Source organism: Nostoc sp., from assembly GCF_036917375.1.
In the GTDB taxonomy this organism is placed as follows: domain Bacteria; phylum Cyanobacteriota; class Cyanobacteriia; order Cyanobacteriales; family Nostocaceae; genus Nostoc.
Genome location: NZ_JBALDN010000111.1, coordinates 79,044 through 92,687, shown reverse-complemented (window position 1 = coordinate 92,687; position 13,644 = coordinate 79,044). Strand labels below are relative to the sequence as shown.

The following is a 13,644-nucleotide window of genomic DNA, read 5'->3' as shown; positions in this document are numbered from 1 at the left end:
GCAACTAAACTTTACTTTTAAATGATTTTTAATCAAATTCAATATATTGCACACTCTGGATCGCTGATAGCTATTTGTTTAGCTTATATGTTAAGAAAATTATCATCTATCTTGTGGATGAATTTAAAAATTGCTCAGTCAATTTTTAAGTTTTGAAACTAACAATTGAGCATTGGTCAATGACCAGCTTCCTGATCTCCCACTCCCCATTGCTAGTTAACTATTTTGGCTGGAGGCTTGACAGGAATCTCAATCCAGAACTCTGTACCTTTGCCAGGTTCTGAAATACACTCCATTATTCCACCATGTTTTTCGACAATAATCTGATAGCTGATTGCTAGTCCCAATCCTGTACCTTTGCCCACAGGCTTGGTAGTGTAAAACGGGTCAAAAATTCGCTTTCTCACGTCTTCAGTCATTCCGGACCCGTTGTCACTAATCCGAATTAATAGACGAGAGTTGTCCGCTGAGACTTTAGTAGAAATCTCGATAGTTGGAATTGAGCATGAGTTATTCTCCCGATCGCCCCGATTCCGCCACTCCCGACGCCCTACTTCCAGAGCATCTATGGCATTGCTGAAAATATTCATAAATACCTGATTCATTTGGCCGGCATAGCATTCCACCCGTGGAATGCTGCCATAATCTTTAATTATCTCAATGCGTGGAAATTCGGCATTTCCTTTCAACCGATGTTGCAAAATTAATAAGGTGTTGTCAATGCCTTCATGCAGGTCAACGCGCTTGTTTTCAGACTCATCCAAGCGAGAAAAATTGCGTAACGACAACACTATTGAGCGAATGCGTTCGGTTCCTGCTTGCATTGAGGTCATGATTTTTGGCAGGTCTTCTACCAAAAATTCAAAATCGATCGCTTCGATCGCGGCTTGAATTTCACTATGGGGATGGGGATAGTGTAGCTGGTAGAGACGTAAAATTTCTAGCAGTTGTTCGGTGTAATCATTGGCGTGGCACAAATTACCGTAAATAAAGTTAACGGGGTTGTTGATTTCGTGGGCGACACCCGCCACCAACTGTCCTAAACCGGACATTTTTTCGGTCTGAATCAATCTTGTCTGTGTTTCTTGGAGTTCATGTAGGGTCTGCTCTAACTGAGTGGCTTGATTTCTGGCTTCAGTTTCGGCTTCAGAGGTTTGTTGGTAGAGTTGTGCTTGTTGAATTGCGATCGCAGCCTGATCTGCCACCTGCTGCAATAAATCAATTTCTGTATCCTGCCAATTTCTAGGAGCCTCACACTCATGGGCAATTAGTAGGCCCCATAGTTCCATACCCATATTAATCGGAACTATTAAGTTTGCTTGCACTTGCAGACTCTGCAAAAACTCTCGATGACAATCACTTAATGAAGCCGTTGAAAGGTTGTTAATTGCCCGTACCCTACCCTGACAGTATAGGCGGGTATATTCATCAGGAAAGCATTCTGGTGGTGCATTCACTCCCAAAACTGACTGCCAATCACCATTAATCTCTTCCACAATTACCGATTGAGTCTTCAAGTAGAAAATCAGCACTCGGTCTGAATTTAGCAAGGGACGGACTTCCCGAACGATGGATTGCAGAGTTGCCTGCAAGTCCAATGTGCGGCGAATATGCTCTGTGACTTGCTTGATGACTTTGGTAAACAGTAATGATTTTTCGAGTTCAGAGGTTTGCTCTTGCACCCGCCGTTCTAAGTTGGCATTCAGGGATTGTACTTGTTTATACATTTGCTGCTGCTGAATTGCCATTGAGAAATGATCGTATAAGGCTTGTGCCAAAAAGATGTCTTCCAACTTCCACTCAGGTGCTTGCCCTTTTTTTTGCTCTCGCCAAACCTCAAAGGAAAGCTGGGGTAAAAGTTGTCGCCGATTTTGTTCGCATCGTCCCGCCCATAAGATTTCCGTTTCAAATTCAGAGCGAAAAATACTTAATACACCGAGAAATTTTTCGCGGTAATGTAGCGGAATCACCATGAGTCCGCGAATTTGAGTAGAACGGAATGCTAAAGCCAAAACTCGCAAACGCGGTTCTTTATAAAGGTCAGTAGTTGCCCAAATATTACCTTGTTGAAACTCAGCCATCCAGTTTTGCCAGATGGGATGCTGTTCGATAATAGTGTTATCTAACTCGTAGGGGAGTATCGGTTGGTCTCCCCAGGTGTATAGTTCTCGATTCTCTGCAATGTAAAGCCTGCCACCGATTCCACAGAAGGCAGTAATAACTTCTTCTAGCGCTCCTTGTAATTGGATTGTCGGCAGTTTATGCAATAGTGTGGTGACTCGATTAATAGTAGCTTCTCGCTTTTGCTTGGCGTGGGCTTCAGTGAGTAGATTACTTTGAGCGATCGCGATCGCTACCTGGTCAGCAACTTGCTGTAATACTTTTAGTTCCCGCTTCAAAATCTTTTGCGGTTCGCTGTGGTGAGCTACCAACAATCCCCACAATTTAGGCTTTGCCGATAGTTCTTGTGGGTCGCAATCTAAAATTGGTACTACCAACGAAGACTGCACGCCCATTGCTTTTAGGTATTGAATATGACACTTGTCTACTTGCCGATAGTAGATATTAGTTTCTAGACGTTTGCCAGTTTCTTTTGACTGTAGAGGCGATAGCCCGATCTTCTCATTTGCCACATCGACAATCGAACGTTGCCCCACTAACAAAAACATTTCTCTGGCGGCTTCTGGAATATCATCAGCTGGGAAGCGTTGACCCAATAAGGATGGCAGACGTTGTTGATGAATAGATTCTGCAATTACTTCACCACTACCATCAGCATCAAAGCGATAAATTTTCACCCGATCTGCACCCAAAAATAAACGCACTTCGCTAACAGTTGTTGTTAATATCTCTTGAAGGTCGAGCGATCGCCTAATCTGTTTTGTCATCCAGTGCAGTAAACCTTCTCGATCGAAGTTTTGCTGCAACTCGTTTGGTTGATACCTACGTGCCATTACTTGTATTTATTTTATTTAAGTATAATTTTTATAGTTGTCCCGATCGGAATTTTCAACTTACAATGCTTTGATTTTCATCCTATTTCAAGAAATTCTTGCTAATAATGCATTGCCAAGGGTATACATGTATTACAAATATTTTTGGAAATGGATTAGAAGATGTTTGAAAAGTAACAGATATTTTGCTTGTTCCCTGTAGCCCTTGTAAAGTGGATTTCAGGGAGATATAAAATCGCTGTATCATTAAATACTTTTCATTTATCATCTCAAGTCTAAAGTTAAGAAAATTTTAATCATTTACATTTACTAATTTTATATTCTCAATCATTAAACTATTCCAGTAATTTTACTTAATTTAGAACTGGAATAATTTCTTGAAATTAAAAATATTTTTTTAAAGTTTTTGCCCATTAATCAATTAATTAAACATTTTTCAAAGCCCTAATTAAATTATTAGTAATTTTTTAAAATGTTTTTGGCTGGGGAATTTGACTATTCCCCGTTTAATTGCTTGACTTGATATTGAATGTAACTATTTTGATTAAATTATTCGTAAATTACCGTTAAAGATAGTAAATTACGAATTTCTTCACGCACACTCATGAGAGTTTTACCGAGATGGTTTTGACCGCTTTTATTAGCACCACAGCCCCAAAAAGAATCGGTTGGGGAGTTTTCAACCAACATTTCATTACCTGTCTTCAAGAGAACTTCTCTGATATCAGCATGAGTGAGAAACTTTTTGAGTACAGCTTCTCGCATAATTTGAGTTTTAACCAAATCCCAATCTCGACGGAGTTGGCGAGTGCTACATCTTCCCAAAGTCGCAGCTTCTTCTGGGGTGGCGGCAGCATGAATGAAAGGTATAATCACCGCATCTGGGCTGCCTACAAACTTTTGCGCTTGATAATAATGCTCAACCGTTGGCCAGTAAGCGCCCTCAATGTGGATTCCGTGGAGAGAAAAGTTAGAAAAACAGCCATAAGGCTGCCAAACCTTATAAAAGTAAATGGTCATTTGAAAATTGCTCTTTTATATATATATCAATTTCAGGGTAACTGAAAGTTTAGGTTTCAAAACCCTTCATTTATATAAAGGGTTAGTAACATCACTCTGGGGGAGTAATTTTACACAACTCTTTCAAGACGCGATAAATCGCGTTTCTACATCAGGATTTTGTTGCTCTATCTGAACTGTATTGAATTAAAACCAACAATTTCCCGAATGAGCAAGACACAGGGGACTTTGGGATAAGGAGACATAAGTCAGAACTTACAACAAGTCTTTTCCCTTGTCCCCAAGTCCTCTTTACCCAATGCCCCATAATATAAGAAAGCGCTTCACACTTCTTAAATAATCAGCTTTATTAGAACAATGGCGAGAGACTTGCGGGGATTCATGAAAATTTTGGAAGAAAGAGGGCAATTACGGCGAATTTCAGCTTTAGTTGACCCAGACTTGGAAATTGCTGAGATTTCCAACCGAATGCTGCAAAAAGGTGGCCCGGGGTTGTTGTTTGAAAACGTCAAAGGCGCTTCCTTCCCGGTGGCGGTGAATTTGATGGGAACTGTGGAAAGGATTTGTTGGGCGATGAATATGCAGCATCCAGAGGAGTTGGAAACTCTGGGGAAAAAATTGAGTATGCTGCAACAGCCAAAACCACCGAAGAAGATTTCCCAGGCGATAGATTTTGGAAAAGTGCTGTTTGATGTGGTGAAGGCAAAACCAGGACGAGACTTTTTCCCCGCTTGTCAGCAAGTTGTGCTTCAAGGTAATGATTTAGATTTAAATAAGTTGCCTTTGATACGTCCTTATATTGGTGATGCTGGCAAGATTATCACACTGGGACTGGTAATTACCAAGGATTGTGAGACGGGTACTCCAAATGTAGGTGTGTATCGCTTGCAACTACAATCTAAAAATACGATGACGGTTCACTGGTTATCGGTGCGGGGTGGGGCGAGGCATTTGCGAAAAGCGGCCGAACGTGGGAAAAAATTAGAAGTTGCGATCGCACTTGGTGTCGATCCTCTAATTATTATGGCAGCAGCAACACCCATCCCTGTAGATTTATCAGAATGGCTGTTTGCAGGACTTTATGGCGGTTCCGGCGTGCAGTTGGCGAAATGTAAAACTGTAGATTTGGAAGTTCCCGCAGATTCGGAATTTGTCTTGGAAGGAACGATTACACCAGGGGAAGTTTTACCAGATGGGCCTTTTGGCGACCACATGGGTTATTACGGTGGAGTGGAGGATTCGCCGTTGGTACGCTTTGAGTGTATGACGCACCGGAAAAATCCGATTTACTTAACAACATTTAGCGGTCGTCCACCTAAAGAAGAAGCGATGATGGCGATCGCGCTAAATCGCATTTATACGCCTATACTGCGGCAACAAGTATCAGAAATTGTTGATTTCTTCTTACCAATGGAAGCTTTGAGTTACAAAGCGGCGATTATTTCTATTGATAAAGCATATCCGGGACAAGCGCGACGGGCGGCTTTAGCGTTTTGGAGTGCTTTACCACAATTTACATACACAAAATTTGTAATTATTGTGGATAAAGACATAAATATTCGCGATCCGCGTCAAGTTGTCTGGGCGATTAGTTCCAAAGTTGACCCAGTGCGAGATGTCTTTATTTTGCCGAATACACCTTTTGATACCTTAGATTTTGCTAGTGAAAAGATTGGCTTAGGTGGACGGATGGGAATTGATGCAACTACAAAGATTCCGCCGGAAACAAACCATGAATGGGGTTTGCCTTTGGAATCCGACCCAGATGTGGCGGCGATGGTAGAGAGACGATGGGCGGAGTATGGTTTGGCAGAGTTGCAGTTAGGAGAAGTAGACCCGAATTTGTTTGGCTATGATATGAAGTAGTCGATAGCTCAATACAGTTTAGATAGAGCAACAAACCCTGATATCGAGACGCGATAAATCGCGTCTTGAAAGACAAATTATTTACACCAATAACCCTTAACTAAAACGTATCTTGTTATAGATCGTGCAGTAATAGCACAGCAATGCTGTACTATTACGACAGATATCATTTAAATACATGAAACCTGCTGTAATAAAATATCAAAATGAAATCTTTTGAGTAATATCTTAATAAATGTTTGCTGACATTTGAAATTACTGGTGGCGTTAACTAAACCATATTTTAGTCGAACTTATTGAGCATCAATGCCGCAGCCGTAAGCCATTTTGACATAACGAGGTTTTGTCGAGCGACACCAAGTCCTATCGTTACCAGCAACGGGATTAGTTGCCAAAGATTGAGTATTGAGCGCTGTATCTGGCAATTTTTTTTGAGGGTCTGTTTCTGGCAATAGCAGGTAATTATCTTTCCCGCCTCCATCAACAAATAAGCCTAATGTCAGCATCAACTCTCGCAAACCGCTAACACCCTCTAACCGGGATTGTCCGTAAGCTGGTTCTAATAAAGATAGATAAGTGTCATCGCCGTGCTTATCCCAGAAAACTCCGATACCGTTAATATCTCCGGTACCGAAAGTCATTAAGCTGCCGTTATACCAATCGTTTCCAGCACTATCTTCAAACCAGCCGATACTCCAGTCACGACCATTGCCTAAACTTTGCATAATTATGCCTGTATAGCGATCGCTTCCCCCATCATCTTGATAAACTCCCACGCCAAAATGCGGCGAACTTCCCAGGCTGTACCATCCTGCATCGTGGTAATCATCACCCGCCTTGTCTACCAAAAAGCCCAAGCTATACCAGTAAGCTGTACCTTGTCCGTAAACCTCACATTCGTAGCGGTCATTTCCTGCGCCATCGACTAGCATCCCTACACCCCCAGACCAACTGTGACCTTCTGTATAGTCTGCACGTCTTCCCAAACCTGCACCTTGGATAAAATGGACGTGCCTTTTGGCTCCAAATGGGCCGCCGTTGGGATACTTGTCTTCTAGCCCAATGTATTTATCGTCACCTAGACTATCTAATAGCAGCCCCACTCCTTTAGTAAAGCCATAGCCTTGACCGTATCTATAGAGAGAATAGCGATCGCTGCCTTGATTATCGATCAGCAGTCCTGAACCGAAAGTACCACTGCCTTGTAAATTACTAATACCTTGATAAGTGTCTTGACCTTGTGCGTCGTAGAGAATGCCAGTACCAAAAATACCTATGCCTTGACTGGCGTATTCTGCCTCATAACTGTCATCACCTTGTAAATCTATCAGCAATCCGTAGCCGAAGATACCAGCCCCAAAGCTAGGAGTTTTCCCCGGTGGGCTAGAGTAGCGGTCTTTGCCAGCCAAATCTAGGGTGACGCTAACACCATGAGCAATATTTTTAGTAGCAGCACCGCCAGAGTAAGTATCATTACCTTCAACATCTACGATCAATAGATAATCGTCAGGGGGATAGACTCGATCGCCTTTACCACTGAGAATAATTCGACCTTGGGGTGTATTTATGCTGTAGTTATAATTTCCTTGCAACAAATTAACTGGGATTTTACTTAATTGACTTTGCATTTCATCAGTAGCAGCTGCTGTTAAAATTGCTCCTGTGTTGAGCATTTTAAAATCAACGTTGTCTAAAAGAGATTCAATTAACAGTACCTTTTCTGGGCTAGCATCTACTTCTTCTGCGGCTTCTTCCTCCACAGTTTTAACTGCGTAGTTAAATACTTCGGTGTAGGTGCGATCGCCATCTAGTTGCAATTTAGCTAGCGATCGCAACAATCCCACCTGTCTGTAATGCAGTGCATCTGGTACTGTGAATAAAAACTGCGCGATCGCAGAACGTAGCTGTGGTGGCAAAGCCTTGTATTCACTATTCTTAAAACTATCAACAGGCTGAGTGCTTAGTTTACCAAGAGCAACAGCTAAGGCATCATCACCCAGCTTTTGTACTTGCTGTTTGTATTTTGTCAGCAAATCTCTGTTTAATTGGGGATTCACACCCCCATCGATTCTTTTGTAAGCACTGGCAGCAAGTTGTGCTAAATCTGATTTAGCTGCAAGTAAATCTTGAGTAATGGTGCGGGTGTAAGGACTGATTTTCCAAGGATTATCGAAAAATATATCTAGCAACTTGACTCGATATCGATCGCTACCCCAGAGATCCATGTCTTTCATCTCCAAGCGGACATCCTCTGGAGTTAACTTAGCAGCAGCTAGTGCTTGGCGAAATAATTCTCCTTGTTCGCTTAAGTATCTTATAGTTGTAGCGTTAACTGGGGATAGGTAAAATACAAGCAAACAAGTCAAGGTAAATTGAGCAATTGCCAGAAAAAACTTTGGTAGCGATCGCTTAAATTGTTGCACAATTTTTGGGATCATGAAAATATTTATATATGTCATAAATACTAAGTTTTATACTCGAAAACTCCGCAATTTCCCAGATAATAAAAACGTTACTCAAGTATAAAGCGTGTTTTACAAAGAAAGGCAGAGGGCAGAAGGAAAGAAGTATTAATAAAAACTTTAGTTGTGGGTGATTGCCCACTAGTATAAAAAGATTTGTGTCTATAGCCCAGCGTTAGCGAGTCATAGAGCGTCGCAAAAAGCGTCACGAGACGCAAGGCGTCCTTACTTCAATCCCACGTTTTTAAACGTGGGTTCCCTTCTGCCTTCTGAATCCTGAATTTCAGAATTCTGCTTACATTGTCATGACGAAAGAGGTCATGACGAAAGAGTATCTGCTTCAATTGGATCTATAGATAGAGAAATATCCTGAGCAAAGCTGGTATATTTACAAATTTTAGTAGTAACATTTTTTGAATAGAATTAAGAGATTAACCTGGTATTTTTACGAGCCTTGGCAGTATAAATATGGAATTTTTTAACAGGATTCCTTTGATGCCTTTAGTATTACTCTTATTGGCTTACATTCTCCTGGGATGGTATCTTGCTGCTAATCATATTATTTGGTTAGTAGGAGCTTTTGTTGTTGCTATGGTTATAGCTGTAGCAAGAAAAAGTTTTTCTTGGTTAGAGCGTTTAGTTGAGTTTGGCTCGAAAACTTTAGTTGTTATCTTGTTTTTAAGTATATCAATTGCTTTGGTAGCAACTTGGTCGATACTATTAAGGCTCTTTCTTATACCTTTATCCACTACACTTTTAGCTGATTTAGAAATGCGTTTTTCTGGCTACAATAAACTAGATTCATTTTGGATTATAACTGTCCTAGCTGTATTGGGTTTGGTAGTAGGTGAAGTAATAGACATTTTACTTTTTCCCAGTAGCAGATACTAAAGAATTAAGAATAAAAAGCCAATATATTATTTATTAATTAACAACACACAGATGGGAAGCTGAAACACTTATCCAATGGATGTTTCACAATCCAAAATCTAAAATCGTTCGACTGAGCGTAGCCGTTCGCGTAGCGTTCCGCAGGAAAGTCTAAAATCCAAAATGGTATAAAGTTTCCATATCTTGAATCTGTAGCCTGATTTTTGAGAATTGTTTTCAAAAATTCAAAATTATCAAATACTTATTTTTAACTTTAAATTCCCTCCAATGGGGGTTGACAGTAACAGCCTGGAATATAAGAAGGAGTAATCTAAAATCCAAAATTGTTTGACTAGTGCAAATTCAAATCAGGGCAGCTTAAGGAGGAAATATGATAGGCTTAAAAGGAAAGAATGCTTTAATTACAGGTGCAACTTCAGATATCGGTCAGGCGATCGCGATCGGACTTGCTCAAGAAGGGTGCAACATCGCCATCAATTACCGCTCATACTCGGATGCCGCGGCAGACACAGAAGAGATGGCATTGCAAAAAATCCTGCGGAAATATCGAAAATTGTGGTGTGGAGTCGCTGCTGCTTCAAGGAGATGTCTCCCAAGAATCAGACATTGTTGAGATGGTTAACACCGTAGTAAAGGAATTTGGCAGTTTAGATATTCTAGTTAATAATGCTGGCATTCAAACAGAAAATCGATCCCACGAAGTCACCACAGCAGACTTTGATCGATTAATTGCAGTCAATCTCCGAGGTGCTTATCTCTGCGCTCGTGAAACTATTAAACACCTCCTGTCTGTTAATCGTCCAGGAGAGATTATTAATATTTCCAGCGTTCACGAAATTATTCCTCGACCGATGTATATCAGTTATTCCATTAGCAAAGGCGGGATAGAAAACCTCACCAAAACTTAGCATTGGAATATGCAACAATCCGGTTCGGATAAGCATTTTGAACTCAGAATAAGGTTTGGGGAAAAGGGTAAGGGTTAAAGGTTTTTTATTCCCCTTTCCCCTTTAACCGAACCGTATTGGATGCAAGCCTTGGTATTCGTGTCAATGCCATTGGCCCCGGAGCAACAATCACGCGAATGAATCAAGCTTGGATAGACGATCCTGAAAAAAAGGCGATTGTGGAAAGTCACATCCCAATGGGGCGTGCTGGCACCTCAGAGGAGATAGCAGCCGCAGTAACTTTTTTAGCTTCGGATGAAGCCGCCTACATCACCGGACAAACGCTATTTGTAGATGGTGGATTGACTCTATATGCTGACTTTCGAGAATCTTAGTCAGCTTGAGATTAGGCTGGCGTACTTTCCACAATTAAGCCTAGACATACCATTAGTGGAATTCAACGCCCATGACTAGCGCGATCGATAAGAACAGTCAGATGGAAGCAGAAGCCTGGGAATTATTGGAAGATTCCGTAATTTATTACCAAGGAAAACCCATTGGGACTGTAGCCGCCCACGATCCGGAGTCAGATGCACTCAATTATGACCAGTGCTTCCTCCGCGATTTTGTCCCTTCTGCCTTGGTGTTTCTCATGTATGGCAAAGCAGAGATTGTGCGTAATTTCTTAGTAGAGACACTTAAATTGCAAAGTCATGAAAAGCACATAGACTGCTTTGAGCCGGGAGCGGGATTAATGCCTGCCAGTTTCAAGGTTCATTCTAAGGGGAATGAGGAATTTTTGGTCGCTGATTTTGGTGAACTAGCGATCGCTCGTGTTCCTCCAATTGATTCTTGTATGTGGTGGATTCTCTTGCTACGCGCTTATGAAAAAACTACAGGCGATTTGTCACTAGCGCGTCAGCCAGATTTTCAAGCCGGAATCAAGTTAATTTTGGATCTTTGCTTAGTACATCGGTTTTCCATGTACCCAACAATGTTAGTTCCCGATGGCGCGTTTATGATTGACCGTCGCATGGGAGTTTACGAACATCCTTTAGAAATTCAGGTGTTATTCTACGCGTCCTTGAGGGCTGCTGGTGAATTGCTGTTACCAGATGGGGATGGCGATGCTTACCTCGGCAAAGTCAATAGGCGATTGGGATCTTTGAAATATCATATCCGCAACTATTATTGGCTAGACCTGAAGCGATTGGGGGAAATCTATCGTTACAAAGATAACGAATTTGGTAAAGAAATTGTTAATAAATTCAACATCAACTCAGAATCAATTCCTAGTTGGTTGACCGAGTGGTTGCCTGAAACCGGAGGATATTTAGCGGGAAATCTGGGGCCGGGACGGATAGATTTTCGCTTTTTTGCTCTGGGAAATCTGATGGCAATTTTAACTTCCTTAGCAAGCGAAAAAGAATCTCAAAGCATTATGAATTTATTCGCCCAACGTTGGCAAGACTTAATCGGCTATATGCCTGTTAAAATTTGCTTTCCCGCTTTAGAAGGTTTAGAGTGGAGAATTGTTACAGGATGTGACTCTAAAAACAGGGCTTGGTCTTATCACAACGGCGGTAACTGGCCCGTTTTACTGTGGTTATTTACTGCTGCGGCACTGAAAGCCGGTCGAACAGAACTTGCTCAAGCAGCGATCGCTATTGCCGAAAAGCGTTTATTTAGAGATAAATTCCCGGAATACTACGATGGCAATAATGGTCGTTTAATTGGCAAAGAAGCCCGAATTTATCAAACTTGGAGCATTGCCGGATTGCTAGCTGCTAAAAAGCTTGTGGAAAATCCAGAGTACTTGGAATTAATCAGTTTTGCAGAGGGTCTTGAAGTCCCAGGCTGTAGCCTGTAGGTAGATTAGACCTCTTGCAAAAATATATTTTTGCACTCTTAGGGAAAAGGGAAAAGGTTAAAGGGAAAGGATTTTAGTTTCTTTACCCTGACAAATGCCAAGAAGTCTATTGTAGAGACGGCGATTCATCGCATCTCTTCTCTGAACCGAACAGTATTGAGTAGTCAATACCTCGCAAAGTTTTACTCCAAAGATGATTAGTGGAATTATACAGGGTGTTTCTGCTAACTAGTACAGCCGACGCGTAAATCTAGCTACCATCTCAATTCACCAGACAAGTTGTTATGAGCCACTGGTTAAAGGTACGTAAACTTCTGGCTGTACTAGCTATACCGACATAACATTGCAAGCGAGCAAACTTTTGATAAGTATATTTTAGTAAATAGTGTATTTGTACTATAAAAATCCTGATTAAAAGGTTCCAGCGATCGCACAGCCTAGTTCTCTATGAAAGTTTACACCAACTAATTACCCTGTCTCTGAATACCCTTCTCAAATACCCGATAACTGATACACTATAGTTATAAGAGGTATCTGAAGTGTCATACTTAATAATATCACCAGATAGTCTTTGCATAATTAACACGTTTTAACGTGTATTAACCATGAAAACTACTTCAGATTTAATTCCAGAATTTGAAAAACTATTCAGACAAAAATTACAACTTAATAATTGTAAACTTAGAAAGAAAAGACAAGAGAATAATTATGAAATTATTACTCCAGCTAAAGACATTTTTTTGATGTATTGGTCTGAATTCCCAGAAGTTAACTTAATATATCAGGCTGTAGGGGTACGCACTCAGCAGACTAGTGTTTACGAACGAGCTATCCGCTCCCACATTAGTTCTAGTTTGAGTAGTATTCAGGAGAATCCTCACTCTGAATCACCATTATTAGTGCAATAGCTGAAACTCAGATAACACAGACAATATTTACCAGGCTCTCGCCAGTTTTGTTATATAACTGACGAGAGTTTATCGCCGAAAATGTGTTAATTGAGAGATAAAAATGCAATCCGAAAAAAATCAAGATCAGCTAGATTATAAAGCCTTGTTAGTTAATGCAAAGCAAGCCTTAAAAGTTGAATATCAAAAATCAGCCGCTTTAGCATCCCAACTGAAAGCCATCAAAACTCAGTTAGAACAAGTTCTGGCTGAAAACAAAACTCTGAGAGAAAGTGCTTATGAAGATGTAGTTAAGCACTTTGAGGCGCGTACTCAAGCAGCAGAAGCACTGGCACTAAAAACAGAAGTACGCCAAAAATTCCTGGAAGCCAATGGTTGTAAGGATGATGAGAGCTTCGATGCTCTATGGAATATTATTAAAAATAAGATTCAGATTCAAGACAATGAAGTGAGAATCGTTGCTCAAAATGGCACTCCCAAGTTCACGTTAACAGGCAGCATGATGACTTTGAGAGATTTTATTGAATCCCTCAAACAAGATCCAATCTCTGGAAAATTTTTCTTGAGCTAGAGAGCCAAATTTATGAAAGGCTCTCGCTAAAAGCAGACTAAAGATTGTAGTTAAAAGTTATTTATCTTCGTCTTCGTCTCGTGGCGATCGTTCGATTTGACTTTTTTGGGCATTCCACTCCAAAGCAATGCATTCCCAATAAGTAGGTAGACATAATTAAATATAAAATAAACTCCTAGTTTGTAGTGAGCGATTTATCGCTCAGAGCAAGGATT

At 40.8% G+C, this 13,644-nt stretch carries 8 protein-coding genes and 1 pseudogene; 6 read left to right on the top strand and 3 right to left on the bottom strand.

The window, feature by feature from the left end:
• Nucleotides 1–212: 212 nt before the first annotated feature.
• Both V7K45_RS30895 and V7K45_RS30890 read right to left on the bottom strand, forming a co-directional pair.
• On the bottom strand, nt 213–2,954 hold the full coding sequence (locus tag V7K45_RS30895) for a GAF domain-containing sensor histidine kinase (RefSeq protein WP_335009473.1): 2,742 nt from the start codon (nt 2,952–2,954) through the stop codon (nt 213–215).
• A gap of 549 nt (nt 2,955–3,503) precedes the next feature.
• Entirely contained in the window at nt 3,504–3,974 is a 471-nt protein-coding gene (locus tag V7K45_RS30890; protein ID WP_335009471.1) for an NADAR family protein, read from the bottom strand.
• Nucleotides 3,975–4,331: 357 nt separating this feature from the next.
• On the opposite strand from V7K45_RS30890, the gene V7K45_RS30885 reads away from it, so the two are divergent.
• Entirely contained in the window at nt 4,332–5,840 is a 1,509-nt protein-coding gene (locus V7K45_RS30885; RefSeq protein WP_335009469.1) for a UbiD family decarboxylase, read from the top strand.
• Nucleotides 5,841–6,133: 293 nt separating this feature from the next.
• Here the strand turns inward: V7K45_RS30885 and V7K45_RS30880 are convergent, their stop codons facing one another.
• On the bottom strand, nt 6,134–8,278 hold the full coding sequence (locus tag V7K45_RS30880; protein WP_335009467.1) for a hypothetical protein: 2,145 nt from the start codon (nt 8,276–8,278) through the stop codon (nt 6,134–6,136).
• A 492-nt stretch (nt 8,279–8,770) separates the two neighbouring features.
• Here V7K45_RS30880 and V7K45_RS30875 point away from each other — a divergent pair, with 492 nt between their 5' ends.
• The 5 genes and pseudogenes from V7K45_RS30875 (at nt 8,771) to V7K45_RS30850 (ending at nt 13,429) form a co-directional block, all read left to right on the top strand.
• Nucleotides 8,771–9,193, top strand: coding sequence for a hypothetical protein (locus V7K45_RS30875; RefSeq protein ID WP_442942080.1), 423 nt, complete (start codon nt 8,771–8,773; stop codon nt 9,191–9,193).
• Nucleotides 9,194–9,563: 370 nt separating this feature from the next.
• Nucleotides 9,564–10,475 (top strand): annotated as a pseudogene (locus tag V7K45_RS33140) (SDR family oxidoreductase).
• Nucleotides 10,476–10,546: 71 nt separating this feature from the next.
• A complete protein-coding gene (locus V7K45_RS30860) occupies nt 10,547–11,950 on the top strand; it encodes a glycoside hydrolase 100 family protein (RefSeq protein ID WP_335009465.1) in 1,404 nt (467 codons plus the stop codon).
• 605 nt (nt 11,951–12,555) lie between these two features.
• The gene (locus V7K45_RS30855) at nt 12,556–12,858 is read left to right on the top strand and encodes a hypothetical protein (protein WP_335009463.1); all 303 of its coding nucleotides are present in this window, start codon (nt 12,556–12,558) and stop codon (nt 12,856–12,858) included.
• A gap of 103 nt (nt 12,859–12,961) precedes the next feature.
• On the top strand, nt 12,962–13,429 hold the full coding sequence (locus V7K45_RS30850; protein ID WP_335009461.1) for a hypothetical protein: 468 nt from the start codon (nt 12,962–12,964) through the stop codon (nt 13,427–13,429).
• The last annotated feature ends 215 nt before the right edge of the window (nt 13,430–13,644 follow it).